The 25,896-nt window shown below is 66.4% G+C and carries 19 protein-coding genes and 1 CRISPR repeat array (1 of these 20 only partly in view); of the genes, 7 read left to right on the top strand and 12 right to left on the bottom strand.

Going from position 1 to position 25,896, the window contains the following annotated elements:
• A CRISPR array of direct repeats spans positions 1-1,669; the repeat unit is 28 nt; unit sequence TTTCTGAGCTGCCTGCGCGGCAGCGAAC; it reaches 7,128 nt to the left of the window's first position.
• A 129-nt stretch (positions 1,670-1,798) separates the two neighbouring features.
• The 4 genes from cas6f to csy1 are packed head-to-tail and all read right to left on the bottom strand — an operon-like array spanning position 1,799 to position 5,833.
• Complete coding sequence (gene cas6f, locus ABD017_RS04790) at positions 1,799-2,365, bottom strand: type I-F CRISPR-associated endoribonuclease Cas6/Csy4 (protein WP_343880738.1); 567 nt, start codon at positions 2,363-2,365, stop codon at positions 1,799-1,801.
• A gap of 3 nt (positions 2,366-2,368) precedes the next feature.
• Complete coding sequence (csy3, locus tag ABD017_RS04785) at positions 2,369-3,394, bottom strand: type I-F CRISPR-associated protein Csy3 (RefSeq protein ID WP_343880736.1); 1,026 nt, start codon at positions 3,392-3,394, stop codon at positions 2,369-2,371.
• A 19-nt stretch (positions 3,395-3,413) separates the two neighbouring features.
• Entirely contained in the window at positions 3,414-4,388 is a 975-nt protein-coding gene (gene csy2, locus ABD017_RS04780; protein ID WP_343880734.1) for a type I-F CRISPR-associated protein Csy2, read from the bottom strand.
• A complete protein-coding gene (gene csy1, locus ABD017_RS04775) occupies positions 4,385-5,833 on the bottom strand; it encodes a type I-F CRISPR-associated protein Csy1 (protein ID WP_343880732.1) in 1,449 nt (482 codons plus the stop codon). The genes csy2 and csy1 overlap by 4 nt, the downstream gene beginning before the upstream one ends.
• A gap of 220 nt (positions 5,834-6,053) precedes the next feature.
• On the opposite strand from csy1, the gene ABD017_RS04770 reads away from it, so the two are divergent.
• Entirely contained in the window at positions 6,054-6,299 is a 246-nt protein-coding gene (locus tag ABD017_RS04770; protein ID WP_343882158.1) for a FitA-like ribbon-helix-helix domain-containing protein, read from the top strand.
• Complete coding sequence (locus tag ABD017_RS04765; RefSeq protein WP_343880730.1) at positions 6,296-6,712, top strand: type II toxin-antitoxin system VapC family toxin; 417 nt, start codon at positions 6,296-6,298, stop codon at positions 6,710-6,712. The genes ABD017_RS04770 and ABD017_RS04765 overlap by 4 nt, the downstream gene beginning before the upstream one ends.
• Positions 6,713-6,718: 6 nt before the next feature.
• On the opposite strand, the gene cas3f is transcribed toward ABD017_RS04765, so the two are convergent.
• Positions 6,719-10,147 (bottom strand): type I-F CRISPR-associated helicase Cas3f, encoded by a 3,429-nt coding sequence (gene cas3f / locus ABD017_RS04760; RefSeq protein ID WP_343880728.1) that lies wholly within the window; start codon positions 10,145-10,147, stop codon positions 6,719-6,721.
• Positions 10,144-11,118, bottom strand: a complete 975-nt coding sequence (gene cas1f / locus ABD017_RS04755) for a type I-F CRISPR-associated endonuclease Cas1f (protein ID WP_343880726.1) — start codon at positions 11,116-11,118, stop codon at positions 10,144-10,146. Before cas1f ends, cas3f begins: the two co-directional genes overlap by 4 nt.
• A 186-nt stretch (positions 11,119-11,304) precedes the next feature.
• On the opposite strand from cas1f, the gene ABD017_RS04750 reads away from it, so the two are divergent.
• A complete protein-coding gene (locus ABD017_RS04750; RefSeq protein ID WP_343880724.1) occupies positions 11,305-11,622 on the top strand; it encodes a LysM peptidoglycan-binding domain-containing protein in 318 nt (105 codons plus the stop codon).
• A 320-nt stretch (positions 11,623-11,942) separates the two neighbouring features.
• On the opposite strand, the gene ABD017_RS04745 is transcribed toward ABD017_RS04750, so the two are convergent.
• Together ABD017_RS04745 and ABD017_RS04740 are read right to left on the bottom strand one after the other, a co-directional pair.
• Positions 11,943-12,074: a hypothetical protein gene (locus ABD017_RS04745; RefSeq protein WP_343880722.1), complete on the bottom strand. Its 132-nt coding sequence runs from the start codon at positions 12,072-12,074 to the stop codon at positions 11,943-11,945.
• A gap of 14 nt (positions 12,075-12,088) precedes the next feature.
• Positions 12,089-15,283 (bottom strand): DEAD/DEAH box helicase, encoded by a 3,195-nt coding sequence (locus ABD017_RS04740; RefSeq protein ID WP_343880721.1) that lies wholly within the window; start codon positions 15,281-15,283, stop codon positions 12,089-12,091.
• A gap of 175 nt (positions 15,284-15,458) precedes the next feature.
• On the opposite strand from ABD017_RS04740, the gene ABD017_RS04735 reads away from it, so the two are divergent.
• Positions 15,459-17,693, top strand: a complete 2,235-nt coding sequence (locus tag ABD017_RS04735; RefSeq protein ID WP_343880719.1) for an NADP-dependent isocitrate dehydrogenase — start codon at positions 15,459-15,461, stop codon at positions 17,691-17,693.
• 284 nt (positions 17,694-17,977) lie between these two features.
• Complete coding sequence (locus ABD017_RS04730) at positions 17,978-18,982, top strand: TraB/GumN family protein (RefSeq protein ID WP_343880717.1); 1,005 nt, start codon at positions 17,978-17,980, stop codon at positions 18,980-18,982.
• Between the two features lie 101 nt (positions 18,983-19,083).
• On the opposite strand, the gene ABD017_RS04725 is transcribed toward ABD017_RS04730, so the two are convergent.
• Together ABD017_RS04725 and ABD017_RS04720 are read right to left on the bottom strand one after the other, a co-directional pair.
• Entirely contained in the window at positions 19,084-20,028 is a 945-nt protein-coding gene (locus ABD017_RS04725) for an aldo/keto reductase (protein ID WP_343880715.1), read from the bottom strand.
• 195 nt (positions 20,029-20,223) lie between these two features.
• Positions 20,224-20,415 (bottom strand): hypothetical protein, encoded by a 192-nt coding sequence (locus ABD017_RS04720; RefSeq protein WP_343880713.1) that lies wholly within the window; start codon positions 20,413-20,415, stop codon positions 20,224-20,226.
• A 110-nt stretch (positions 20,416-20,525) separates the two neighbouring features.
• On the opposite strand from ABD017_RS04720, the gene ABD017_RS04715 reads away from it, so the two are divergent.
• Both ABD017_RS04715 and ABD017_RS04710 read left to right on the top strand, forming a co-directional pair.
• The gene (locus tag ABD017_RS04715) at positions 20,526-21,446 is read left to right on the top strand and encodes a LysR substrate-binding domain-containing protein (protein ID WP_343880711.1); all 921 of its coding nucleotides are present in this window, start codon (positions 20,526-20,528) and stop codon (positions 21,444-21,446) included.
• Between the two features lie 57 nt (positions 21,447-21,503).
• Positions 21,504-22,616: an S-(hydroxymethyl)glutathione dehydrogenase/class III alcohol dehydrogenase gene (locus tag ABD017_RS04710; RefSeq protein ID WP_343880709.1), complete on the top strand. Its 1,113-nt coding sequence runs from the start codon at positions 21,504-21,506 to the stop codon at positions 22,614-22,616.
• 37 nt (positions 22,617-22,653) lie between these two features.
• Here ABD017_RS04710 and ABD017_RS04705 read toward each other — a convergent pair whose 3' ends face one another.
• Both ABD017_RS04705 and ABD017_RS04700 read right to left on the bottom strand, forming a co-directional pair.
• Complete coding sequence (locus tag ABD017_RS04705) at positions 22,654-25,359, bottom strand: putative bifunctional diguanylate cyclase/phosphodiesterase (RefSeq protein ID WP_343880707.1); 2,706 nt, start codon at positions 25,357-25,359, stop codon at positions 22,654-22,656.
• Positions 25,360-25,365: 6 nt separating this feature from the next.
• The gene (locus ABD017_RS04700; RefSeq protein WP_343880705.1) at positions 25,366-25,836 is read right to left on the bottom strand and encodes a prepilin-type N-terminal cleavage/methylation domain-containing protein; all 471 of its coding nucleotides are present in this window, start codon (positions 25,834-25,836) and stop codon (positions 25,366-25,368) included.
• Positions 25,837-25,896 lie beyond the last annotated feature (60 nt).

Here is a 25,896-nt window from a genome sequence, read left to right as displayed (position 1 = left end):
GCAGTCACGCCGCGGTGCATTTTCTGAGCTGCCTGCGCGGCAGCGAACGAGGAATACCGCGACAACCCTGCCGCTTTCCTTTTCTGAGCTGCCTGCGCGGCAGCGAACGCTGCGCGTCTGGATTTCGACCTGAAATGGCATTTCTGAGCTGCCTGCGCGGCAGCGAACGCTGCGCGTCTGGATTTCGACCTGAAATGGCATTTCTGAGCTGCCTGCGCGGCAGCGAACTCGAAGCTGAGCAACTGTGCGGCGCGTACTTCGTTTCTGAGCTGCCTGCGCGGCAGCGAACGGTCGTCGTCGTCGCTCGGCAGCCCGGCAGGGTTTCTGAGCTGCCTGCGCGGCAGCGAACGTGGTTCCGCTGCCGCCGAACGGGTCCAGCACTTTCTGAGCTGCCTGCGCGGCAGCGAACGAAAACGTCGCCGAGTTCCGCAACGAATGGATTTTCTGAGCTGCCTGCGCGGCAGCGAACCAGCCGGTCAACAGCGCGGTTACCGGGCGCACTTTCTGAGCTGCCTGCGCGGCAGCGAACCCCTCGAAGCGAGCGAATCCGTCGATGTCAACTTTCTGAGCTGCCTGCGCGGCAGCGAACGGCCAGGTCCAGCCCCGGCGGCTGCCACACGTTTTCTGAGCTGCCTGCGCGGCAGCGAACACCTTGCGGTTGAGCTCTTTCGCCGCGGCTATTTTCTGAGCTGCCTGCGCGGCAGCGAACGGTCTTGATGTAGCTGATATGGCGTGATCGCATTTCTGAGCTGCCTGCGCGGCAGCGAACTCCAGCCACGCCTTCTCGTCAGCGTTGCGCGTTTTCTGAGCTGCCTGCGCGGCAGCGAACCAGCCCTGCGCTTGCGACCAGCACGCGATGGTTTTCTGAGCTGCCTGCGCGGCAGCGAACCAAACCGTCGACTACGGCGCCAGCCTGCCGCTTTTCTGAGCTGCCTGCGCGGCAGCGAACTTCAAGGGTATCTCGCGCCGCTTGCCCGATTTTTTCTGAGCTGCCTGCGCGGCAGCGAACATGGGCGCGTTGACGTTGATGCGGCCGCTGCTTTTCTGAGCTGCCTGCGCGGCAGCGAACACCGTAGCCGTGGTGGCCTTGATGTCGCGGTCTTTCTGAGCTGCCTGCGCGGCAGCGAACGCTGTCGTGTGTAGAGTGTGTAGACCTCTACATTTCTGAGCTGCCTGCGCGGCAGCGAACATGTCGTGGGTTTTGCCTTTGCCTGCGATCTTTTTCTGAGCTGCCTGCGCGGCAGCGAACATGTCCCCAAGCCGCCCCAGATTTGCGGCGGCTTTCTGAGCTGCCTGCGCGGCAGCGAACCATGTGGCCACCAGCCTTGCGCATCCGCGAAATTTCTGAGCTGCCTGCGCGGCAGCGAACAGCGAGACGACGATGGCAGCGGCAACTCCCGCTTTCTGAGCTGCCTGCGCGGCAGCGAACGTGTTGTGTCGATTCCCGGTGCTGATCCGGTGTTTCTGAGCTGCCTGCGCGGCAGCGAACACGTTCGCGCAGTTGCGGGATCTGGGCGTGACTTTCTGAGCTGCCTGCGCGGCAGCGAACCAACACTGCAAATAGCAGCGTTGTCAGTGCATTTTCTGAGCTGCCTGCGCGGCAGCGAACGATACGCCGGCCATCGCCAAGTGGGCGCAGAATTTCTGAGCTGCCTGCGCGGCAGCGAACTAGAAGAAAGCGCTTGCAAGTATCTGATGTTCCGGCGTGGAGCACAAAAAAAAGCCAGCTCGACCTATGGAGGAGCTGGCGTGTAAACGGTTGATTTTGTTGCGTGGTTATAGCGGCAGTAAAAAAGGGTCAAAACCAGGGCACGGTGGATGGACCGCCGAGGCCATGACTGTTGAACGGGCCGGGGACGGGCAGTGTTTGGAGCGGGCCCAGGGCGATGAACAGGCAGAACGGTTGCCCGGTGCTGCGGCTGTGCAGATGGACGTAGGGAAGGTTGGGGCGACGTTCCATGCTGGAAGGAATGGCGGCTTTGGCCTCCTCTTCGGTTTCGCCCTTGCGGCGCATGCGCCGACGCCGCAAGCGTTCGACGCTGGTTTTGAACTGCTTGCGTTGCACGGTGCGGTGCGGTGCGTCGGTGGGCGCGGTGGCGAGTTCGCCGATGCGGACGTGGTCTCGCATGCCTTTCAGCCAATCGGTGGCCAGAAGTTGCCGCAAGTCGGTTTCGCTGCCGTGCAGGCGCAAGGTGACACCCAGCGTGCGCGGGCTCAGGTGGTAACCCGGAAAACTGATGCCGATGCTGTCCCGATGCTGCCGTACTAGGGCCAGGTGCAGGCGGTCGTACAGTGCGCCCAGCAATTGGGTGGGCCCCGATTCGGGATCGGGGATGACCCTGATGTCGACGTAATGCGTGGTCATGGCTCAGTTCGCTTCGCCGAATACGCCGCCGCGGATCAGGGTCGCGATCACGAAGTGTTGTTGCTCCGACTCTGGCACCTTGTCTTTGATGACCCAGTTGTCGAGCAGATTGTAGAAGTCGGTCTTTTCCTTGGGCTGACGATATGCCTTGCCTTGGGTGGTGACCGAGCCGTAGGGCTCGACGGCGATGGGGCCGTTTGCGGCCGCTTCGGGATACCAGGTGTCAATGGTGCGCAGGGCGTTGCCGATCTTTTGCGAGTGGATGGCAGCCACGCCATCGACGTCGTACAGCGTCTTGCTTTTGTCGCCGCGGCCGCGGTCCAGGATCAGCTCCTGCGAGGGGAACACCTCCTGCCCGGCGCCGATGCGCACGAAGGCGGTGACCTGCAGCAACACATGGCCATTGCCGGCGAGACCATTGGCGATGAGTGCCGCCAGTTCGGACAGTGACTTGGCTTCCGCGGAAGGCGCCTTGAGATCAAGCAGCGAATGGGCCAGTGCGTCGAAGGTCCAACTCGCTTTTGCCTGGCCGTTCTCGATGTGGGCCACGGTCACTTCCACCTGCTCGGCGCCAATGCGGTTGCGCCACAGGAAGCGGCCATTGGCGAGGTTGGCGGCGTAGCGGTTGGCCAATTCGGCAAAACCGTTCTGCTGGACGTAGCCAGCCACGGTGGCCATCAGTTTCTGCCGATAGGCGGCATCGTTGCAGGCAGAGGGCTGGCCCGTGCCGGCGAGCACGCGCAGGGTGAACTGAACCTTCAACGTGTCGGTATTGGCGGGCAGGGTGGCCACGTCCACGGTTTGCAGGTTGGGGTTCTGGATGGCGGCGTCCAGCTTGGCGGGGTCTTGCGCACCACTTTTCAGGCGGTTGGAGATGGTGCCGCGCACGGATTTTTCGCGCAGCGTGATGGGCGTCCAGTTTTGCGACTCGGTGCGTGCGCTCCAGTTGCCGCCGGACAGCAGAGCATCGGAAGGGTCGAGCTTGCGCTCGAAGGCGAGGACGGAAGCGGTCTTGAGTTCGTTGGCCATGATGGAATTCCTTGTCGTGTCAGAGAGTGGTGTCGACGGAGCGATAGTCGTTGCGGCAGCGGTACAGTCCTTCGTCGGGTCGGCTGTCGGCGTACCAGAGCAGGTCGTTCGGTGAGTGCAGGCGGTGCGGGCCTATCCATTCGCCCACGGAGTACAGGCTTTCGACGAAACGGAAGGGTGTGGTGGCATCGCGCGCATGGGCCACGCGGCCGGCTTGGTGCAGTTCACCGAGGGCGCCGTAGCCCACAGGAATAGGCACGATCCAGCCCGAACCCTTCTTGCGATCGTTTTGCCAGCCACCATTGCCGTCATCGGCCTTGGCGTCGTAACGCCAATTGATGCGCGAGAGCGAAAGCCACGCATCGAGGCGCGTGGCTTGTGGCGACTGCCTGCGCAACTCGTCCAGGCGGCTGTCGATCAGGTCGTCGCGGGCCACCAATGCCGAGCCTGGCAGCAGGCGAGCGCGCAGCTTGCGGAACTCCCTGGCTTGGTCGTCGCTGTCGCCAGTGAAGTTGGCCAGCCATGGGCGATGACGCGAAGCCGCCGCTTGCGTAGCCGGCAACAGCGTGCCACCGGCGATGCGCATGCCTTGCAGCAGGTCGAGGATGGTTTCCAGATCGTGCTGCTGCGCGTCCCTGTCCCATGCCCCGGCGTTCACCGCCAGCACCACGCTGAGGTCGAGGTGGATGCGTCCTTCCTCGACGATGGCGGCGGTACTGCCGTCTTTGCCGACCGGGTTGCGGGTAAGCCGGAAGCTTTTGACGAAGCCTCCCTCGGTGGTCTGCTCCTGGCGGTCGTGGCAGACCACGCCGACGGCACCGAACTCCAGATCCAGCCCGGCGGCGCGGGTCTTGCGTTCCAGGGCCCACATCAGCCCGAGAAACGCGGTGATGGACGGGAAACCGTGAGTCAACGGGCTCGAAACCGCATTGGCGTTGTGCACCCTGAGGTGCGGCAGCACCAGCAGATGGGTGAAATGCGGAAGCGTATTCATGCGGCACCTGCCTTGGCGCGGCGTTGCAGCGGGATAGGCCAGGCCACGTCGAGGATGGCTTGGCGCGCGAAGTGCCGCATTTCTGCCTCGCCGAGCATGGCCAGTTTGTCGCTGCGCTTGCGCAACTGGCCGTTGAGCCAGAGGCCGAAGCGACCCGCTACTTCGTTGGCCCAGTCGCCATGCTCATAGGCCTGGTTGAAGGCGAGGTCGTCCTCTTGCCAGTGCGGATGCCCCGGATCGTTGCGTTCCGGCAGTTCGAAGCGGTCGGGGTCGAGCCAGAGCTGCTCACACAGCGGCAGCTGGCAGGCCTCATCCCGCGTCCAGCCGGCTTTGTAGCTTCCACGGATCGCCACGCCGAACATGGCCAACTCCTGGCCGATGGCTTGTTCAATGGTTTCGCGATGCTTGCGGGTTTCCACGGTGGGGTCAGGGTTTGCCTTGAGAAAGGCAGTCAGTGTGCGTAGCAGCTCGCGCATGCCGCCGAACCGGTTCAGCTCGCCATGCCTTTCGTTGAACACCGAATCGAGCCTGAGCAGGTTCTTCGCAGCACTCGGCTTCCATGCCGGTGGTGGCAGCGAGGCCAGCAGGTAATTCACGCCGCCGCGCTCACTGTTCAGCTGCGAGATGTTCTGCGGCTTGGTGCCACCCAGCTTGCGGGCGACGAGGTCGCGGTAGTCGCGATAAATGGCATCGGCCGGCTTGTTGTCGCGCCTGGCTTGTCGCATTTCCTTGTTGGCTTCACCAAAGCGCGCATCCTGGATGTCGGCGTGGACGGCATGGACCAGCGAGCTGGAAAACATCGGTTGCAGCAGGTTGTAGTGGGCGTCGTCCTGCGGATCCTCGCCGACTAGCCAATAGAGCTGCTTGGCCATGGGATGGCTGGACGGCTGCGCTTCTTCGCGCACCAACGAGGCGAAGGCTTTCATCCAGCCTTGGGCCTGTTCGACGTCGTTGGACAGTGCAGCCCGCAGGTCGGTATCGCCGGCCTGCATCCAGTCGAGCAGGCGGCGGCCATCGACCTCGAGCTTGAGCAGCTTGAACACGTCCAACGCAGCGGCATTGCCCACCACGTCCTCTGCGTAGCCCTCACCCAGCAGGTGGCTGCCGATCTCGGCGTGTCGGGGCAGGCCGGAGGGGGCGACGTGCAGGCTGCTGCCGCGCGCGTCCGGGTGGGTGGCCTTGAGCACGTGGGTCACGGCCTGGATCTGGCCTACCCGTCGTGCCGCATCGGCCAACCACGTGGTGTACTCGTATTTCGATGCCGTGTCGGCGTCGCCTTCCTTGCCTTTCAGCTTGGCGTCGCGCCGGGCTTCAATGAAGCCGGTGATGCTTGCGCGAAATAGATTCCCTCTGCTCGTCAATTCAGACATCCCTTCCCCCTTCGTGGTTACGCATCGACTGGAGTCAGCAGTCGTACGTGAGCTGTGTCGCAAAAGTCGAGACAAGCCCGAAATTCCTTGTGCTCCTCGACCAACCATTTAGCATACTATCCAATGTAGAGTTAGTTGCCATTAAATTTGTTGCCGGAAAGGCAGCTCAGAAAAATGTCGAGTTGGTTGATCGACAAGATGTCTGCCGCGTAGGCAGCCGATGAAGGATATGGGCAGGAGAACGATTACAATGCAGTCAGTGCAATCGTTCCCGGAGGGTCTGCCCGTGGCCACCATGACGATCCGAAATCTGGACGACGATCTGAAAGCGCGCTTGCGCGTGCGTGCGGCACGGCATGGGCGCTCGATGGAGGAGGAGGCGCGCAGCATCCTCCGCACCGCCTTGGCCAATCGTGTCGAGGAAGATTCGGGTGCGTCGCTGTATGCCGCCATCCGCACCCGCGTGGAACCGTTCGGGGGCGTCGACCTGGAATTGCCGCCGCGTGAGCCGCAGCGCGATCCGCCGGACTTCGACGAATGATCGTGCTGGATACCAACGTGCTGTCGGAGTTCATGCGGTCGCAGCCGGATGAGCGCGTGGTGGCATGGTTGAACCGGCAGGCACGCTCGAACCTGTTCACGACGGCGGTGACGCGCGGCGAGATGCTGTATGGGGTATTGATTCTGCCCGATGGTCAGCGCAAGACGCGACTGCAGCAGGAGATCACGGCGATCTTTGCGGTCGACATGGCGGGGCGCGTGCTGCCTTACGATGAGGCGGCCGCCGATGCACATGCCGCCATCGCCGCGGCGCGGCGCACCCAGGGACGTCCGGTCGACCAATCCGATGCGATGATCGCCGGCATCGCGCGATCGCACGGCGCCACGCTGGCTACGCGCAACGTGCGCGATTTCGAAGGCTGCGGCATTCCCCTGGTTGATCCCTGGCATTGATCTGCCTCAGCGTTGCCTGGTGAAGCCGAGCCATGGGTGCCAGCGCCAGCCCTGGTCATTGCGGGGCACTTCCACGGTGGTGAACCTGCGGGCGGCAAGATCGAGCGGCAGGTCTTGCGCTTCGACTTGTTCGCCCACCAGCGACGGCAGGTCGAATTCGCCCCAGCAGCTGATACCTGGCGCAACACTCAACGCGACCTCGTGAAGCAGCTCCCTCGCGGGGACGTAGAGCTTTTCACCGCGGCGACTGCCCGGCGCGTCTTCCACGCGATGCGGTAGCAGATCGTCTTCATCCTCATCAGGAAGCCATGCCAGCGTGGTGCCGGGCTGCTCGTCGTGGCGAAACGGTTGCTGCTGCGGCAGTACGCCGGCGAGCGCGGCTTGGGGATACTCCCAGGCTGCGGGCGCGTAATCGCGTTCCAGGCGCGCAACAGGCGCCGCACCACGGCGTGTGGAATGAGTGATGGGCGTAGGCGGCGCCGGCAGCATGGCGGTGCGGATGCGCGCCTGTTCGAGGTCCACCCAACGCTCGCGCGGCTGCAGTTCGGTTGCGCGCGGCTGGATGCGCGGTTGGGCGTCGAGATGGTGGTATTCGTTCTCGGCCAGGAGCATGCGCAAGCTGTGGCTGGCCAGCAGGAAGCGGCCGTTGTCGCGCTCCGTCTCGAAGCCGGGGCGGGTGAATACCGGCTGGCGGCCGTCGCGCCGTTCGATGCCTTTGAGGTTGGTATCGAACACCAGCACGTTAGGTGCTTGCGGGGGCTTGCGCCGATGGCGCTGTACGCGACCGGCGAGCTGGATCAGCGAGCGCATCGAGGACGGCTCGGCCACTGCCCAGTCGGCATCCCAGTCGCGGCCCACCTCGCACACCGGCGAAGCCAGCACCACGAACAGGTGGTCGTCTTCGGCGTGCGTATCGAGCGCGTGCCGGACCTGCGGCAGTTGCCATACCGCGTCTTCGCCGCGCCGATTGAACGCGGCATCCAGCATGGCTTCGATGGCCGAGCGCTGCGCCAGCGGAAAGCGGGCGTGATACACGCACAGGTGAATGCGCGTATCTTTCGGCGCAGCCTGCATGTAGAGCGTGCTGGCCACGTCGAAGATCGGGTCGATATTGGCCATGCGTACCAGGCCGAAGCTGACGCGCCTGCCGGTGACGGGGTCGGGGTGGGCGTGATCGCGGTGCAGGCGCAGGCAGGCGTCGCGCAAGTGACCGGCGAACTCGGCGTGGATGCGCTCGGGCTGTCTGGCGGCGATGTCGATCGGCAGCAGCTCGGCGAGGCGCAAGGGTTCGGTGGCTTGCAGCCTGGCCACTCGGCGCTCGACGAAACGCGCATGGGCCGCGGCGAAGCCGTCGACGTTGGCGAGGGTGTCGGCTTGCACCCCGAATTCGTCCGTCCACAAGCAAGGCACCTCGACAGGCCGCTCGGCACCGCCATTGGGGCCACGGTTGCGCTGGTAGTGGTGGCGGCCGGCGCGGTAGGCCATGAACATGCCCTCCACCAGGGCTGGCGGCAATGTGGCCGAGGAGAGCACCACGCGACTGCCGAGCAGGCCGGCCCAATGCATCAACCGGGTCAGCGCGGGCAGGTCGTCGAGGTCGTAGTCGTCCAGTTCGTCGAGCACCAGGTCACTGCTCATAAGCCGCAGCATCGGCGCGATCTGGCGGCCGGCCCGCAGTGATTCGGTGGCGGGGGCGAGGTGATCAACGGTGCACACCAGCATGGGTGCCGAGATCAGCTTGCGCATCTCGGGGTTGGCCAGCGCACGCGACAGCAACGGATGGTCGGCCACGCTGCCCTCGTAGAGCACATGGCTGTCTTCCTCGATCAACGCTTGGATAGACGCTGAGCCGCCGGCTTCGGCTTTCGCTTCGTAATGTTCGAACAGGGCGCGACTGGCCGATCCGCCCACCAGTACCGCCAACTCGTCGTCGTTCAAGTGCAGGTCGTGGCGGTAGCTGCGTCCGGTCTGCAAGGTAAGCGTGCGTAAACCCAGCGCGTAACTCACCCGCAGGCCCAGTTGCGGGTCGGCCAGGGCATACAGGATGCGCGCGTTGGCCAGCGTCTTGCCGCAACCGGTGGAGGCCATGTTGACGATGAAAGCGCCATGCTCGCGCGCTGCCTCACGTAGGCCGGCGGCTGTATCGAAGGCCTTGTCCTGCCAGGCGAAACGCGCGTCGCCGCTGCGCTTGCGCAGGCCGCGGTGGTTGGCGAGGCGAGGCAAGTGGCGCTCGAAATTGGGCAGCGCATGGGCGATCAGGCTGGCGGTATGGCCGACGCCGAGGAGGTGCTCCAGCAGCGACTGGTTGAGCCGCGTTTTCCCCTCCCTGTCCTTGCGGGTGTTGGCAAACACGTGCTGACCCGCTTGCACGAAACGTGTTCGCTCGGCCGCCGGATTGCCGTGGTTGTCCGCGCCCAGGCTGGAGTAATGATGGTCAGCCAGCATCAGCGCGAGCCGGGCCAGATGCATTGCGTAGGGATTGCCCAGCCAATCCGCATCGCGCTGTGCGCGAAGTTGCAGCAAGGACTTGGCAACGCGCCGGGTTTGCGTGCGCCATGCGGGGGCCGCGGCGGGAAGCTCGCCCGCCAGCTGCCAATACGGCAAGGCTTGTGCTGCCGTGGAGTGCTGGTCGATCTCGTTCCAGTCGTGGGCGACTTGGGCCAGTGGGGTTTCCAACCAGGCCTGTTCGAAGCGACCCGCACGCTTGCCCAGCCAGTCCTGGCCGCTGCCGTCCGGCCTCGATGCGGGGATGAGCGGCAGGCGGTGATGCGTGACGATCAACCAGCCGATCGCGGCGGCGAGCGGTGCCCGCACGGCGAGAGCGCGAAATGGCGTGCGCTCGATACCCGCATCCACACCGTCGCGCAGGTAGCGGCCGGGTGCCGTCCAGTCGGCATCGTTGCCTTCCGCCTCGCTGGCGAGGCGGCCCAGCCAGCCGGCGTCATCGTCATCGCCCACGAAGCCAAGGAACAGTCGCAGCGATACCCATTCGTGACGGTAGCGGTTGCGCTCGTCGAGCTTGCCGGCCAGCCGCTGCTGGAATGCCACGCTGGCCTTGCCAAGGTCGTGCAGCAGCGCGGCAAGCTGGGCCAGCAGCCGAATGTCCTGCACGGTATGCCAGTCGTTTTCGCCGCCCCTGCGCAGTACATCGCGGGTCGTGGTGTTGGTGGGAACCGCGCCCTCGGCGTTGAACCGCCGGGCGTCACCTACGAGCCATAACAGCTCGCTGTGGTCCTGGCCGCGAATCCAGTGGCAGGCCACGGCGGTGTTCTTGCGCGCGGTTTTGCGCAGCAACTTTCGCAAGGTGTCCAGGCCTGCCTGGGTGATTGGCGTTTGCCAAGTACGGTCGCCGCGGCGTTCCGCAAACTGGTCGAGGATGCGACGGGTTTCGGTGAGAGCGCGCTTGTCGCATTGGCTGATCAGCAAGACGTTCATGCGGCAAGGGCCGCGGTGTCGATGGCTACCTGCTTCAAGGTGTCGATCATGAAGTCCAGGGATTCGCTGCGTGTCAGTGCCTCGATGCAGCCGCGGCGGAATGACTGCTCATCGTCGCCGCGCATGGCCGACAGAAACGCCTGCGGCAGGATGCAGGCGTCCTTGACCAGATCGGCCACGTCGAACACCAGGCCGCCGCGCCGCGTCTTGCCATGCAGCACGGCCAGCCCGTGGGGTATGCCGAGAACCCAGGAGGTGGTGGCGCCCAGGCCGTAGGCCAGGTAGTTGCCGTGGTCCAGAAACCGGTTGGCCGGGTCGGTGCCGCTGCCACGCTTGGCACGGGTGAACTCGCCATAGCCCACTGTATCGACCGCCAGCTTGAACAAGGCTTTGGTGAGACGTGCTTCCGCGGTCAGCAAGCTGGGGTTGTCGGGCGCCTGTTCGAACTGTTGGCGCGAGCGCGGCAGCAAATCGTCCAACCGTTGGGCATCCACGGCGAATCCCGCCTCGCGCAGCGTTCGATGCTGCCATTGCTGGCTGATGCGCAAAGCACGTTGCAGCTGGAATGCCTTGGCGGCCGCCAACCGCAGGTCGTCGTTGAACCAGAACCGTACCCATGCCTGCAGGTATTCCGTGGGTCGATACTCGCTTTGTGGCGAGAACCAGGCCACCTCGATGTCGATCTCGTTGGCGCTGAACAGGGGCGTCCCGCCACCGCCGCAAAAGCCCACCAGGACGCCGGCTTTGGCCAATTCACGCATGGCCGCCTGGGTGACCGATGTGCCGGTGCCCAACAGCACAGTCGTGGTGTTGGCGATCGGAATGTTCCAGTACAGCGAGCGCTTGCCTTCGTCGGTGACGTATTCCACCCGCCCGCCGTTGACCAGCACGCGGCAGTGTTCCAGGTAATAGATGTTGGCGCGCTTGGAATGCAGTATCGACTTCAGATCGGAAGGGCCCAGATCGTCCATGTCGCTATCCCCTGGTGGTGCGGTACCGGTGCGTGCGCAGATGCGCAGCCCGACCGGTCCAGCATGCGGCGGCCCCGTCTCATATATCAAGACATGGAGTTCTCACCTGGCCGCACGCGCTTCGCCACCTCACAGCCCGTTGACCGCCCCGGCGCTATCACGGTGGCTTTCGCAACGGAGGCAATCATGGCCAACGACGACAAGCCGGGCATCTTCGAATCGCGCGAGGTGGTGCGTGAGCAGGCGGCGCATATGGCGCCGGCGGACAAGGCGGAGTTCAGCGGTATGTCCGAGAATCCGGGTTCCACGGTGGATCGCACCGACATTCATGCCGTGGTGGCGGGCGAGACGCTGTCGAGCATTGCGCAGCAGGTTTATGGCGACGGCGGTGCGTGGGAGCGGATCTATGCCGCCAATCGCGACCAGCTGACCGAGCCGGACAAGCTTGCGCCGGGCCAGATGCTGAAGATTCCAGTCAGGCCTGGAAGCCAGCGCAATCGATGACGGTGGTTTGCCGGTACTTCGTTCTGGCAGGAGTCGTTGGGCGGGTGTAGCCACGCCGGCAACGTGGCTGGCAGTTCCGGGACGTTGTGCTGCGCGGTTGCTCCGAAGCGCGAAATGCATCGCCCGCCGGCCCCCGCGCGGAGTAATGGGGGCGGCTTCGAGGTCCACGTGCAACACGATCAGAACGACCGCAAGGTTTCACTTCCAACGGCTTCAATATGCCGAGGCATCAAGCCCGGGATTATTGATTTGCGACAAAACCCACGTTGCGGACATCGAAGCTGCGGCAAGGCCAGCAGAAAAACGTCGGAGCGCATCTGCTACATCCCCCCGAACAACGCCTCCAGATCCCCCTCGTCAAACCTCAGCCGCTGCGTGCTCCCGCCGCCCTCCAGCACCGCCTGCGCCAGCCCGGCCTTGCGTGCCTGCATGGCCTGGATCTTTTCCTCCACCGTGTCCTTGCAGATCAGGCGGTAGACGAAGACGGGTTTGTCCTGGCCGATGCGGTGGGCGCGGTCGGTGGCCTGGGCCTCGGCGGCGGGGTTCCACCAGGGGCGTAGTGGATGACGGTGTCGGCGGCGGTGAGGTTGAGGCCGACGCCGCCGGCTTTGAGGCTGATCAGGAACAGTGGCACGTCGCCTTGCTGGAAGCGTTTGACCAGGGCGGTGCGGTCGCGGGCCGGGGTTTGGCCGGTAAGGGCCTGATGGGGGAGTTTGCGCTTGTCGAGCGCGGCTTCGATCAGCGCCAGCATTTCGGTGAACTGGGAAAACAGCAGGATGCGGCGGCCATCGTTGACAAGGCCGTCGATCAGGTCGAGCAGGGCGTCGAGCTTGGCGCTGGTCTTTACCTTTCTGGCGCTGTCCAGTTTGACCAGGCGCGGGTCGCAGCAGGCCTGGCGCAGTTTGAGCAGGGCGTCGAGCACGACGATGCCCGATTGTGCCAGGCCGCGCTCCTTGACGGCCTGGCGCACGCGTTCGTGCTGGGCCAGGCGCAGGGTTTCGTAGAGGGCGCGCTGGTCGGCTTCCAGCTCCAGCGTGCGCACGATCTCGGTCTTGGGCGGCAGGTCGGTGAGCACGTCGTCCTTGCGCCGGCGCAGCAGCAGCGGGCCGATGCGGCGGTTGAGCTGTTGCTGGCGGGCCGGGTCGCCGTGCTTTTCGATGGGCGTGCGATAGCGGCGGGCGAACTGGCGCTGGTTGCCGAGCAGGCCGGGTTCCACCACGTCGAATTGCGCCCACAGTTCGCCCAGGTGATTTTCCAGTGGCGTGCCGGTCATCGCCAGCCGGCGGGTGGCGGGGATCTCGCGCACGACCTGGGCGGCACGGCTGGCGGCGTTCTTGATCGCCTGGGCCTCGTCCAGGATCAGCAGCGAGAATTTCGCCTCGACCAGCTTGTCGCGGTCGCGTGGCAGCAGTGGGTAGGTGGTGATGACCAGGTGGTGGCCGGCGATGGTGCCGAAGTGTTCGGCGCGGTCGCTGCCGTGCAGCACCAGTACCTTGAGGCTGGGCGCGAAGCGCGCGGCCTCGGCCTGCCAGTTGCCGACCAGCGAGGTGGGCGCGATCACCAGGGCAGGATCGGCGAGGCGCTTGCGCTGCTTTTCGGCGAGCAGGTGGGCCAGCACCTGCACTGTCTTGCCCAGCCCCATGTCGTCGGCAAGGATGCCGCCAAGCCCGGTGTCACCGAGGAAATCCAGCCAGGCGAGACCTTCACGCTGGTAGGGGCGCAAGGTGGCCTTGAGGCCGCGTGGTGGTTTGGCGGGCTGGCGCGTGCGCAGCTGTTGCAGCAGCGTGCGCAGGCCATCGTCGCCGCGCCAGGCCAGGCCGCTGTCGCCGAGGGTGGCGAGTTGGCTGCGGTGCAGACGCGGGGCGTCGTTGGGCGGGCCGGTCAGCCATTCGAACAGCGGCTCGATCAGTCCGCGCAGTTGGGTCAGCGGCAGCGCGATGCTGCGGGTGTCGTCCAGTCGCAGGCGCCAGCTGGCATCCGTTTTCTCGCCGCGTGCGGGATGGAGCGGAAAGTCGGGCGCAAAGATCAGCTGGCGCAGCACCGGCAGCAGGTCGATGCGTTCGCCGGCCACGTCCACGCCCAGCGCCACGTCGAACCAGGCATGGCCGGAGGGGCTGAGTTCGGCATGCCATGCATCGACGCGGAGCAGGCGGTCACGCGGGAAGTCTTCCGCGTAGTCGATGCGGAAGCCGGCCTGTTCGAGCTGTTCGACCAGCGGCGCCCAGGCGTCCGGCGCCAGCGGCGGTTTGCGGGCGGAGGTGCGGGCGTACCAGTCGTCGAGATGACTGCGATGGAAATCGGGGACGTAGCTGGTATCCAGCTCCTCACGGGGGGTCAGGCCAAGTTTGCGCAGCGATTGTTGCCAGTGCGCCTCGGCCGCGCGGTCGCGGTGGATTTCATGGAGGCCGCGTTCATCGAGGCGGGTGAGTACGTTGGCCGGCTCGCTGTCGTCCACCGCGTGGCCGTCGTAGTCGTGCCGCAGGGCCGCCATGCCGATGATGTCGATGCGGCCGTTCCAGGACTCGACCGGCACCGGGTGAAGGCGCAGCACGGGCGTCGGTTGCGCACGCACGACCCGTATCGGGCCATGTTCGATGGGCGCGGGCAGGCGGCGACGGTGGCTGGAGGCCGCCAGCTTTCCGCGCACGGCGGCGAGCTGTCGTGGTGCCAGCGCGGGGGCGGTCTCCAGCATTTCGAACAGCCGGGCATCGCCCTGGGCACGACCATAATGACCGGCCTTGGCGTCGATGTACCACAGGCCGGCGCCGACCAGCAGTTGCGCACCGTCGGCGTCGGGGCGCATTTGCAGGCGCTGGCTGCCGTCGCCGGCTTCGACCCAGTCGAGCGTGGTGGCGACGTCGGGGCCGCGCGCCACGGGCTGGCTGCCGCGCTCGTACCAGGCCGGGTAGCGGGCCAGCAACTGCTCCAGCGCCCGCTCCGCATGGAAGGACCGGATGGACAGCCATGGCGTGCTGCCGTGCAGCGTCACGGGCGCTGCCAGCAGCACGTTCAGGGCCAGGGCCATCGGCTCGGGCCACCCCTCCACCGGTGCCGGCATGGCGCCATGGTGGTCGTCCCACTTCAGCGGTTGCGGATCGACCAGGTTGCCGATGCTGGCGCGACTTCTGGACGGGCGCAGCCAGACCGGCAGAGCGAGCAGTCGATGCCATGGTGCGCCGCTGCTGCGCAGCAGGATGCCGAAGCGGTGCTCCAGGTCCGCCGTCGGCATGGGGCGGGACACCCGTTCGAGCGAGGCCAGCCAGCGCTCCCAGGAAGCCAGCGCTTCGAGATCCCGCGCCGCCTGTATCTGGGCAGCCCAGTCCGGGCTGGAGGCGGCTGGTGCGGGCCGGGTCGTGTCGCTGGCGGCCACCTGCAGCAGCATCGCGGCAGCGTGCTTGCAATTGTGCCGGACGGGGCAACTGCAGATTCCCTCGACAACCAGCTGCCGGTCGTATGAGCCGACCTCGACCTGGCAGCCATAGCGATGGCCGTAATTGCCGTCGACCTTGGCGGTGAGGTGGTAGTGCGCGCCATCGTGCTGGATCTGCAGCCCGCGCACGCTGCCGTCGCGGGCGTAGGCCTGCGCGCGTGCGAGCGATTTTTTATCGAAGTTGGAGCGCCATTCAGCGGCCCGGAGCAGGTCGGCCAGTTCGTAATGCATGCCATCAGGTGCGGGGCGGGTGGGACCGCCGATTCTGACATGCTCCCCGTTCCGGTGGCCCGCCGGGCCCAATCGCGAGACAATAGCCGGTCAATCTCGAATGACGTTTGCCTGACGCCGTCATTCGGGTCACCGCCCGCGGTCTTGCCGCCTTGCCATGGAAACCCCGCACGCCATGTCCGATACCCCGAAGATCATCTACACCCTCACCGACGAAGCCCCGTTTCTCGCCACCGCTTCGCTGCTGCCGGTTGTGTCGGCGTTTGCCGCTACGGCGGGGCTCGCGGTGGAGACGCGCGACATCTCGCTGGCGGGGCGCATCATTTCGCAGTTTCCCGGGGCATTGAAGGAAGACCAGCGCATCGCCGACGACCTGGCCGAGCTGGGCCAGCTGGCGACCACGCCTGCGGCCAACATCATCAAGCTGCCCAACATCAGTGCCTCGATGCCGCAGCTGAAGGCGGCCATCAAGGAGTTGCAGCAGCAGGGCTACGCGTTGCCCGATTACCCGGACGAGCCGAAGGACGCGCACGAGAAGGACGTCCGTACGCGCTACGACAAGGTCAAGGGCAGCGCCGTGAACCCGGTGCTGCGCGAGGGCAATTCCGACCGCCGCGCGCCCGCTTCGGTGAAGAGCTACGCGCGCAAGCATCCGCATCGCATGGGTGCGTGGAGCGCGGATTCGCAGACGCACGTGGCGCACATGGATGGCGGCGATTTCTACGGTACCGAGCAGTCGGCGCTGATCGATCAGGCCGGCAACGTCCGCATCGAGTGGTTCGGCAAGGACGGCAGCCACACGGTGCTGAAGCCGAAGACCGCGCTGCTGGCGGGCGAGATCATCGACGCCGCGGTGATGAGCAAGCGCGCGCTGGCCGCCTTCATCGACGCGCAGGTGGCCGACGCCAAGGCGAAGGGCGTGCTGTTCTCGCTGCACCTGAAGGCCACCATGATGAAGGTCTCCGACCCGATCATGTTCGGCGTGGCGGTCAGCGAGTTCTACCGCGACGCGCTGGCGAAACATGCGGACGCGCTGAAGCATGTGGGCTTCAACCCCAACAACGGCATCGGCGACCTGTATGCGCGCATCGGCAGCCTGCCGGAGGATCAGCAGGCGCAGATCAAGGCCGATATCCAGGCCGAGTACGCGCAGCGCCCGGCGCTGGCGATGGTCAACTCGGACAAGGGCATCACCAACCTGCACGTGCCCAGCGACGTGATCATCGACGCCTCGATGCCGGCGATGATCCGCGACTCCGGCAAGATGTGGAACGCCGAGGGCGAGCTGCAGGACACCAAGGCGGTGATCCCCGACCGCAGCTACGCGGGCGTGTACCAGGCGGTGATCGCGGACTGCAAGGCGCACGGCGCGTTCGATCCGGCCACCATGGGCAGTGTGCCCAACGTGGGCCTGATGGCGCAGAAGGCCGAGGAATACGGCTCGCACGACAAGACGTTCCAGATCGCCGGCGACGGCGTGGTCAAGGTGATCGACGACGCCGGCACCGTGCTGCTGCAGCACGACGTCGAGGCCGGCGACATCTGGCGCATGTGCCAGACCAAGGACGCGCCGATCCAGGATTGGGTGAAGCTGGCGGTGAGCCGCGCGCGGCTGTCGTCCACGCCGGCGGTGTTCTGGCTCGACCCGCAGCGCGCGCATGATGCGCAGCTGATCGCCAAGGTCGAGCGCTATCTGAAGGATCACGACACCAGCGGCCTGGACATCCGCATCATGGACCCGGTGGCCGCCACGAAATTCTCGCTGGAGCGCATCCGCCAGGGCCAGGACACCATCTCGGTCACCGGCAACGTGCTGCGCGACTACCTCACCGACCTGTTCCCGATCATGGAGCTGGGCACCAGCGCCAAGATGCTGTCGATCGTGCCGCTGATGGCCGGCGGCGGGCTGTTCGAGACCGGCGCCGGCGGCAGCGCGCCCAAGCACGTGCAGCAGTTTGTCGAGGAAAACTACCTGCGCTGGGATTCGCTGGGCGAGTTCCTGGCGCTGCAGGCCTCGCTGGAGTTCGTGGGCGAGCAGACCGGCAATGCGCAGGTCAAGGTGCTGGCGCAGGCGCTGGACCAGGCCAACGGCAAGGTGCTGGACAACAACCGGTCGCCCGCGCGCAAGGTGGGCGAGCTGGACAACCGCGGCAGCCATTTCTACCTGGCGCTGTACTGGGCGCAGGCGTTGGCCGCGCAGGATGACGACGCCGCGCTCAAGGCGACGTTCGCGCCGTTGGCCAAGGCACTTGCCGACAACGAGGCCACCATCGTGGCCGAGCTCAATGGCGCGCAGGGCAAGCCGGTGGAGATCAGCGGTTACTACCACCCCGACATGGCAAAGGTGAGCCGTGCGATGCGGCCCAGCGCGACCTTGAATGCGGCGTTGGCGGTGCTTTCGAAGGGTTGAGCGTATGCGTTATATGGCCATCTATACGGCCAAGTGAAGAAGGGGCGCTTTCGGGCGCCTCTTTTTTTTGGGCGCGGGTTTTCCATAGCAAAAGCCCCTCTCCTCAGTCCTCTCCCGCAAGCGGGAGAGGAGGCCAGGAGCAAGCGGGAGAGGCGCGGGCCTGAACCCCTCTCCCGCTTGCGGGAGAGGGGCAGGGGAGAGGGCGCCCCGCGCAGAGCCCCCCGGCAACGCCCCAGTCAGCCTTCCCCTGACACAATGGCCACTCCCCCGGGCTGGAGCACCCCATGCGCCTGCGCTCAGCGATTTTCCTGATCGCCCTGATGGTCGGCGGCCCCCTGCGCGCCGCACCACCGCCACCGTCATCGACCAACGTGGCCGACCTGCCCGCCGTGCTGGTCACCGGCATGCAGCCGGGGCCGGGCATGTGGCGGGTGTCGCGTGATGGTCACGAGCTGTGGATCCTGGGCACGCTGTCGCCGCTGCCGCGCGGCATGACCTGGCAGTCGCGCGAGGTGGAGTCGGTGATCGCCTCGGCGCAGCAGATCCTGCTGCCGCCCTCGGTGAAGATGAAGGTGGATACGAGCTGGCTGGGGAAACTCTTTCTGCTGCCATCGGCCTACAGCGCGCGCAAGAACGAGGACGGCAAGACCCTGCAGCAGGTGCTGTCCGCGCCCACGTACGCGCGCTGGCAGGCGTTGAAGCAGACCTATCTGGGCGACAGGCGCAGCGTCGAGCGCTGGCGGCCGATCTTTGCCGCGCAGGAGCTGTACAAGGCGGCACTCAAGGCAAACGGACTCAGCCAGTCCGGTGGCGTGAAGGCGGCCGTCGATGCGCTGGCCAGGCAACATGGCGTGGCGGAAACGGCGGTCGAGTACCCGGTGACGATCGAGCACCCGCGTGCGGCGATCAAGGCGTTCAAGCAGGCCGCACCGAACGACGCGATGTGCATGAGCCGCACGCTGGATGCGGTCGAGCATGACCTGCCGGCAATGAAGGCCCGCGCCAACGCCTGGGCCACCGGCGACCTGCAGGCGCTGCGCGAGCTGCCCGACAGCCATCGCCGCCAGGCCTGCATCGATGCGCTGGCGGACGCGGGCTTCGCGCGCCAGCTGGGCATCGACGACATCCCGCAGAAGGTCGAGGCCACCTGGCTGGCCGCGGCGCGCAAGGCGCTGGAAACCAACCAGCAGACCTTCGCCATGCTGTCGATGGACGAGTTGCTGAAACCCGATGGTTACCTGGCGAAGTTGCGGGCCGAGGGTTACGCCATCGATCCCCCCGCGGAATAAGCCACGACCTGAAGCGACCTGTAGGAGCGACTTCAGTCGCGATGCCTTTTTCCGAAATCGGGCGAAGAGCATCGCGACTGAAGTCGCTCCTACAGAAAGCGTCAGGCGCTGGCGCGATCCAGCTCGGCAATTTCGGCGGCGCTCAGCTGCAGGTTTACCGCGCCGATCAGGTCGTTCAGCTGCGTCACGCTGGTGGCGCTGGCGATGGGCGCGGTGATGCCGGGGCGGGCGATCAGCCAGGCCAGTGCCACCTGGGCCACGGTGGCCTGGTGCGCGGCCGCCACGGCGTCCAGCGCGGCCAGGACCTGCAGGCCGCGCGGGTTGAGGTAGCGCTTCACGGCGCTGGCGCGGGCGCTGCTCTTGGCCAGGTCTGCCTCGCCGCGGTACTTGCCGCTGAGGAAGCCGCTGGCCAGCGCGTAGTAGCTGATCACGCCGATGTTCTCGGCGCGCATCAGCGGCTCCAGCTCGTTCTCGTAGCCGGCGCGTTCGAGCAGGTTGTATTCCGGCTGCAGCACTTCGTAGCGGGGCAGGTGGTGCTCGCGGGCCACGGCCAGCGCTTCGGCGAAGCGGTCGGCCCTGTAGTTGGAGGCGCCGATGGCGCGCACCTTGCCCTGCTCGATCAGTCGCGCAAAGCCGCCCAGCGTATCGGCCAGCAAGACGCTGGCGTCATCCTCGTGCGCCAGGTACAGGTCGATGTAATCGGTCTGCAGGCGCTGCAGCGAGCGGTCCACCGCCTGCTGCAGGTTCACCGGCGACAGGCCTGGCTGCTCGGCCCATTTGCCGACCTTGGTGGCGATCACCACCTTGTCGCGCTTGCCGCTGCGCTTGAGCCACTTGCCGATGATCGCCTCGGACTCGCCGCCCTGGTTGCCCGGCACCCAGGCGGGGTACACGTCGGCGGTGTCGACCAGGTTGCAGCCGGCATCGACAAAGGCGTCCAGCAGCTCGAACGAGCGCGTTTCGTCGGCACTCCAGCCGAACACGTTGCCGCCGAAGGCGAGCGGGGCGATGGAAAGCGGCGAATTGCCGAGCGGGCGCAGTGACATGGAGACGTCCGGGAAACGTGGGGAACGCCAAGTGTGGCCATTGCGGCACCCGGTTTCAAATGCGCGTCCACAAACTGGCTGGACGCTCGCCGTTCGCCCTGGGCGCAGCCGCCCGCAGGGCAGCGGGGTCGAAGTGCGGTGGGACGGCCTGCGCCTCGACTCGGCCGCCGACGCTCAGGGAGATCGGCCGGGGCTTCAGCGCGGGGCGGCGATCCGGGGCAAGCCGGCCACGACGCAGCACGTGGCGACGCACGCCTGCACGCCCGGTGCCGGCTTGTCCGTGGCGGCCTCGTCGCGCTCTGCCGTGGTGTCGACGTCGGACCAGATCAGGCTGGCGTGGGTCATGTGGCCATGCAGAAACAGCAAATCCTTCCATAACGAGCTCATGGCGAAACTCCTTCGCGGGTGCGCGGCAACTTGGGAGGTGCTCAAGGTAATCGGGGGAAGAACCGCCAAAAAGCGATATATTCGCAAGCCAGCCTTGAGGAATGCTCAACATGGCAAAGCTGCCGCTGGGCTTGCTGCAACAGTTCGTGCTGATCGCGCGGGTGGGCAACCTGTCGCGCGCCGCGGCGCAGGCCAACCTCACCGTGAGCGCGCTCAGCCACCAGATGAAGCAGCTGGAGGAGCGGCTGGAGCGGCGACTGTTCGAGCGTGGCCCGCGCGGCGTCACGCTGACGGTGGAAGGCTGCGCCTTGCTGGAGGCGGTGGGCGGCCACCTCGACGGCATCGAGCAGGCGCTGGCGGCGTATCGCACGCGCCACCACGACGCGCTCACGCTCAGCGCCAGCCCCGGCATCATGTCGAGCTGGCTGGTGCCGCGGCTGCCGCGATTGGTGGCGGCGCATCCGGAGCTGGAGCTCACCCTGCAGTCGGGCTCGGCCCTGGTCAATTTCGCGCGCGAGCCGGTCGATGCCGGTTTGCGCTATGGCCGTGGCGAATGGCCCGGCCTGCACAGCGAGCGGCTGTTCGGCGAGTGGATCGCGCCGGTGGCGGCGCCCGAGCTGATCGCGCAGATGGGCGATGCCGATCCCGGTGACCTGTCGTGCTGGCCGCTGCTCGGCGAGCCGACCTCGTCCACGCGCTGGCGCGACTGGTTCGAGCATCGCGGCGGCGTCCAGCCGCCGCGCTACGTGGCCCAGTTCGACAGCCTCGACGCGCTGCGCCACGCGGCACTGGAAGGCCTGGGCGTGGCGCTGGGGCGGATGGTGACCTCGAAATCGCTGATCGACGCCGGTCGCCTGAAGGTGCTGGGCCACAACTACCTGCCCGTGTCCGAGGCGTACTGGCTGGTGTATCCGCCGCGTTCGCTGGAGCATCGCGGCCTGCAGGTTTTTCGCGAATGGCTGCTGGCCGAGGCGGACGATTATTGCCGGCAACTGCCGGGCATGAGCCGCTGCGGCGCGGTCGGGGATTGAGCCGGCGAGCGGGTACCATGGGGCGTTCAACGCACCGCATCGCACGAGGAGTCCGTCATGAAATCACGCGCCGCCGTCGCCTGGGAAGCAGGCAAGCCGCTGTCGATCGAGCAGGTCGACGTGGCCGCTCCGAAAGCCGGCGAGGTGCTGGTGCGCATCGTCGCCACCGGCGTCTGCCACACCGATGCGTTCACCTTGTCCGGCGCCGATCCGGAGGGCATGTTCCCGGTGATCCTGGGCCATGAAGGCGGCGGCGTCGTCGAGGAAGTAGGCGAAGGCGTCACCTCGCTGAAGGTCGGCGACCACGTGATCCCGCTGTACACGCCCGAATGCGGCGAGTGCAAATTCTGCCGCTCGGGCAAGACCAACCTGTGCCAGAAAATCCGCGTCACCCAGGGCCAGGGCCTGATGCCCGACGGCACCTCGCGCTTCTCGCTGGACGGCAAGCCGCTGCTGCACTACATGGGCACCAGCACGTTCAGCGAATACACGGTGCTGCCGGAAATCTCGCTGGCCAAGATCAACAAGGCCGCGCCGCTGGACAAGGTGTGCCTGCTCGGCTGCGGCATCACCACCGGCATCGGCGCGGTGCTGAATACCGCGAAGGTGGAGCCGGGTGCCAGCGTGGCGGTGTTCGGCATGGGCGGCATCGGCCTGTCGGTGGTGCAGGGCGCGGTGATGGCCAAGGCCGGGCGCATCGTGGTGGTGGACACCAACCCGGCCAAGTTCGAGATGGCGAAGCTCTTGGGCGCGACGGATTTCATCAACCCGAAGGACTACCCCGACACGCCGATCCAGCAGGTGATCGTGGAGCTCACCGACGGCGGCGTGGACTATTCGTTCGAGTGCATCGGCAACGTCCACGTGATGCGCTCGGCGCTGGAGTGTTGCCACAAGGGCTGGGGCGAGTCGATCATCATCGGCGTGGCCGGCACGGGGCAGGAAATCAGCACGCGGCCGTTCCAGCTGGTCACCGGCCGCGTGTGGCGCGGCTCGGCGTTCGGCGGCGTGAAGGGCCGCTCCCAGCTGCCCGGCTACGTCGAGCGCTACATGGCGGGCGAGATCCGGATCGACGAGATGATCACCGAGGTGATGCCGCTGGAGGACATCAACCGTGCGTTCGACCTGATGCACGAGGGCAAGGTGATCCGCTCGGTGATCCGCTACTGACGAGGCCGTCAGTGGCGCCGGGACGGGCCGCGATCGCTCACCGCAGCCAGCGCTCGGCGAACGCGTCCGGTGGTACCGGGCTGCCGATCAGGTAACCCTGGACCAGGTCGCAGCCCATGGCCACCAGCACCGACAGCTGCGCTTCTTCCTCGACGCCCTCGGCCACCACGGTGTAGGACAGGGTCTTGGCCAGGGCGATGATGTGCCGCACGATCTCCTGCTGCCGCGCATCGCTGGAAAGGCGGCGGATGAAGGCCTGGTCGAGCTTAAGCACATCGGCCGGGATGCGGGTGAGGTAGACGAGGGACGAGTAGCCCGTGCCGAAATCATCGAGCGCGACGCGGACGCCCTCAGCCCGCAGCGCGAGCAGGGTCCGCATGGCCTTGTCGGAGTCGTTGACCGCCGTCGCCTCCAGGATCTCGATTTCGAGGCAGCGGGCATCGAGCCGATAGCGGTCCAGGCTGGCACGCACCACTTCCAGCACCGACGCCCGCTCGAACTGCGAGGGCGACATGTTGACCGAGACGGGGATCGAACGCAGGCCGCTGTCCTGCCACTGGCGCATCTGCGCGCAGGCGCGGTCGAGCACCCATTCGCCCAGCCATACGCCCAGGCCCATTTCGTCGAGCAGGTGCACGAAAACGCCGGGTGACACCAGGCCGCGGCTGGGCGACCGCCAGCGGACCAGCGCTTCGGCGCCCACGATGTCGCGGCGCCGGGCATTCACCTTCGGTTGGAAATGAAGGACCAGTTCGTCGCGTTCGACCGCCTTGCGCAGTTCCTGGGTGAGGTCGAAATGGGCCTTCGACTGCGTGTTGAGCTCGCTGGTGTAGAACTGGAATCCTCCGCGTTGCTCGCGCTTGGCCTTGTACATGGCCGCGTCGGCCATCTGCAGCAGCTCGTCGAAATGGCCGGCGTGGGTGGGGTAGAGCGCCACGCCCATGCTGGCCGGGGTGTTGATCTGGTAGCCGTGCACGGCCAGCGGCACGGACAGGTCGCCCATCAATTCGCGCAGGCGTTCGTCGAGGACCTGGCGGTCCTGGCCCGCGGCCAGGTCCGGCAACAGCACGACGAACTCGTCGCCGCCCAGCCGCGCAAGCGTGTCGCCCGGCCGCATGCGCCGGGCGAGAACCATGGCGCACTGGGACAGCAGCTCGTCGCCGCTGGCGTGGCCCAGGGTGTCGTTGACCTGCTTGAAATTGTCCAGGTCGATCAGGATCAGCGCCACGCAGGTTCCATCGCGTTGCGCCCGCGCGATCGCCTGTTCGCAGCGCTCGCGCAGCAGCACGCGGTTCGGCAGGTCGGTCAGCGAATCGTGGTGGGCCTGGTGATAAAGCCTTGCCTCCTGGGCCAGGCTGGACAGCGCGATGCCCAGGCGGTCGGCCAGCGCGCGGCCGCCCTGGATGACGTCGTCCATGGACGCGGGCCGCCGTGCATAGGCCAGCAACAGCACCTGCTCGAGACGGCCATCGTTGCGGATCGCAAACGCCACCAACTGCGCCGGCGGCACCGGGCAAAGCCGGTCCAGGAATTCCTGCGGCAGGATGCCGGGCGACAGGATGCTGGCGGCGCGGGTCGGGTCGAGCCCGGTCACCTCGAAGCTCCGGCTCGACGTGCGCAGGCAGCCGGCGGCCTGTGCGGGATCGCGGGTCAGCAGGTGAAAACCCTGCTCGCCGCTGTGCACCAGCAGGCCGGCGCCGTCGCACGGGATCGCCTTGCGGATGTGCCCAAGCACCTCGCTGGCGACATGCTCCATGCCGGTGGCGCTGATGATGGCGCGGTCGAGCTCGCTCAACATGGCGAGCATGTGGAAGCGGTATTCCAGGCTGCCGGCCATGTCGTTGAACGTGGCCCCCAGCGCCGTGAACTCGTCGTCGCCGGCCAGGGGCATGCGCGCGCCCAGGTCGCCCGTCGCCAGTCGCTGGCTGACGTCGGTCAGCAGGCCGAGCGGCTTCATCTGGCGCTGGATCTGCCGCACGGCTAGCGCGGTGGCCAGCGCCAGCGCCAGCAGGAAGGTGAGCGGGAAAAACTGCCGGAAGGTGTTCAGCGTGCGCAGGGCGTCGGCCCTGGACGTGACCTGCATGATGACAAAGCCGGGGCTGTCGAACGTGGGCAGGAACTTGGGGCGCCACAGGCCCACCAGCAGGTCTTCCCCGGCCAGCTTCCAGGGCACGGTGCCACCGGTGCCCGCGCCCAGCGTCGAGCGCAGCGTCTGTTGATCCAGCGGAACCAGCCCCGGCGTGCAGAAGAGCTCGACGAAATTCGCATCCAGCACGCAATACCGCTCCGGTGCGAAATCGCTGACCCACAACGACATCGCGTCGATGCGTCCGACCAGGACCCTGCCCGGCAGGTCGGTCGCGGCGACCAGTTCCACGGGCCTGCCCGCGACCAGGCGCAACACGGTGCCGCCGTGCCCGATGCGGGACTGCTGCGCCGCCGTCAGCGTCGCGAGCGGCTGCAGGGACGTGCCCGTGAAGCCGGATCGGGTCGCCGTCTGCGTGTTGCCGATGTTGGCGCGGGAAAGGTGCTCCAGCGCGCTCGCGCGCACGTTGAGGCTTTCGATCACGCTCATGCCGAACGACTTGCTGTCGGCACGCAGGCGTTCGTAGGCCGAGTTCAGGAGCAGCGTGCTGACCTGGTGGTAGGCATACCAGGCCACCCCGCTCATCGGCACCAGGGCGGCCAGCACGAACTGCAGCATGAGCCGCCGGCTGACCTTCCCTCGCAGGTAGGTACGCATTGCGTACTAGAAATCCTGCGCCTTGCCGATGTAGCTGCCATTGCCGGCGCGCACGATGTCGTCGCGCGCAAAGCGCGCCATCAGCTGGGTCTGGCTGCGGCCGTCCGGGCCGTTGCTGTACAGGTCATAGTCGGTGTTGATCGGGTTCATGTTCTTGTCCCGGCGCACCTTGCCCTTGTTCGGCGGCGGGTCGATGTCGATCGCCAGGTACTGGTAGGGGTTGCCCCAGGGGTCGATGGCGTCGGTGACGCCGGCCTCAGCCAGGGTGGCGGGGTAGCTCGAATGCTGGGCGTAGTAGGCCTCCAGGCTCAGCGACGTCGATGCCATGAAGATCATGACCTTGTTGGTCCTCACGCGATTGACGTACTTCGTGTAGCTGGGTATCGCGACGACCGCGAGCAGCGCCGTCACGACCAGCGCGATCATCAATTCGACCAGGGTGAGGCCATGGCGCCGTGACATCAGTGTGTTGTACATGGCCAGGGATGTCGTGTAGTGGGTAGGCAGGCGACGGCATGATCGTCGAACAGAATGCGC

It is taken from the genome of Rhodanobacter caeni (genome assembly GCF_039523575.1).
Taxonomy (GTDB): domain Bacteria; phylum Pseudomonadota; class Gammaproteobacteria; order Xanthomonadales; family Rhodanobacteraceae; genus Rhodanobacter; species Rhodanobacter caeni.
This window is presented reverse-complemented; position numbering and strand designations above follow the sequence as displayed.

Excerpts from the sequence above, each read along its gene's own strand:
- cas6f (WP_343880738.1), bottom strand. The coding sequence starts at position 2,365 with ATGACCACGCATTACGTCGACATCAGGGTCATCCCCGATCCCGAATCG.
- csy3 (WP_343880736.1), bottom strand. The coding sequence starts at position 3,394 with ATGGCCAACGAACTCAAGACCGCTTCCGTCCTCGCCTTCGAGCGCAAG.
- csy2 (WP_343880734.1), bottom strand. The coding sequence starts at position 4,388 with ATGAATACGCTTCCGCATTTCACCCATCTGCTGGTGCTGCCGCACCTC.
- ABD017_RS04770 (WP_343882158.1), top strand. The coding sequence starts at position 6,054 with ATGACGATCCGAAATCTGGACGACGATCTGAAAGCGCGCTTGCGCGTG.
- ABD017_RS04765 (WP_343880730.1), top strand. The coding sequence starts at position 6,296 with ATGATCGTGCTGGATACCAACGTGCTGTCGGAGTTCATGCGGTCGCAG.
- cas3f (WP_343880728.1), bottom strand. The coding sequence starts at position 10,147 with ATGAACGTCTTGCTGATCAGCCAATGCGACAAGCGCGCTCTCACCGAA.
- cas1f (WP_343880726.1), bottom strand. The coding sequence starts at position 11,118 with ATGGACGATCTGGGCCCTTCCGATCTGAAGTCGATACTGCATTCCAAG.
- ABD017_RS04750 (WP_343880724.1), top strand. The coding sequence starts at position 11,305 with ATGGCCAACGACGACAAGCCGGGCATCTTCGAATCGCGCGAGGTGGTG.
- ABD017_RS04740 (WP_343880721.1), bottom strand. The coding sequence starts at position 15,283 with ATGCATTACGAACTGGCCGACCTGCTCCGGGCCGCTGAATGGCGCTCC.
- ABD017_RS04735 (WP_343880719.1), top strand. The coding sequence starts at position 15,459 with ATGTCCGATACCCCGAAGATCATCTACACCCTCACCGACGAAGCCCCG.
- ABD017_RS04730 (WP_343880717.1), top strand. The coding sequence starts at position 17,978 with ATGCGCCTGCGCTCAGCGATTTTCCTGATCGCCCTGATGGTCGGCGGC.
- ABD017_RS04725 (WP_343880715.1), bottom strand. The coding sequence starts at position 20,028 with ATGTCACTGCGCCCGCTCGGCAATTCGCCGCTTTCCATCGCCCCGCTC.
- ABD017_RS04720 (WP_343880713.1), bottom strand. The coding sequence starts at position 20,415 with ATGAGCTCGTTATGGAAGGATTTGCTGTTTCTGCATGGCCACATGACC.
- ABD017_RS04715 (WP_343880711.1), top strand. The coding sequence starts at position 20,526 with ATGGCAAAGCTGCCGCTGGGCTTGCTGCAACAGTTCGTGCTGATCGCG.
- ABD017_RS04710 (WP_343880709.1), top strand. The coding sequence starts at position 21,504 with ATGAAATCACGCGCCGCCGTCGCCTGGGAAGCAGGCAAGCCGCTGTCG.
- ABD017_RS04705 (WP_343880707.1), bottom strand. The coding sequence starts at position 25,359 with ATGCGTACCTACCTGCGAGGGAAGGTCAGCCGGCGGCTCATGCTGCAG.
- ABD017_RS04700 (WP_343880705.1), bottom strand. The coding sequence starts at position 25,836 with ATGTACAACACACTGATGTCACGGCGCCATGGCCTCACCCTGGTCGAA.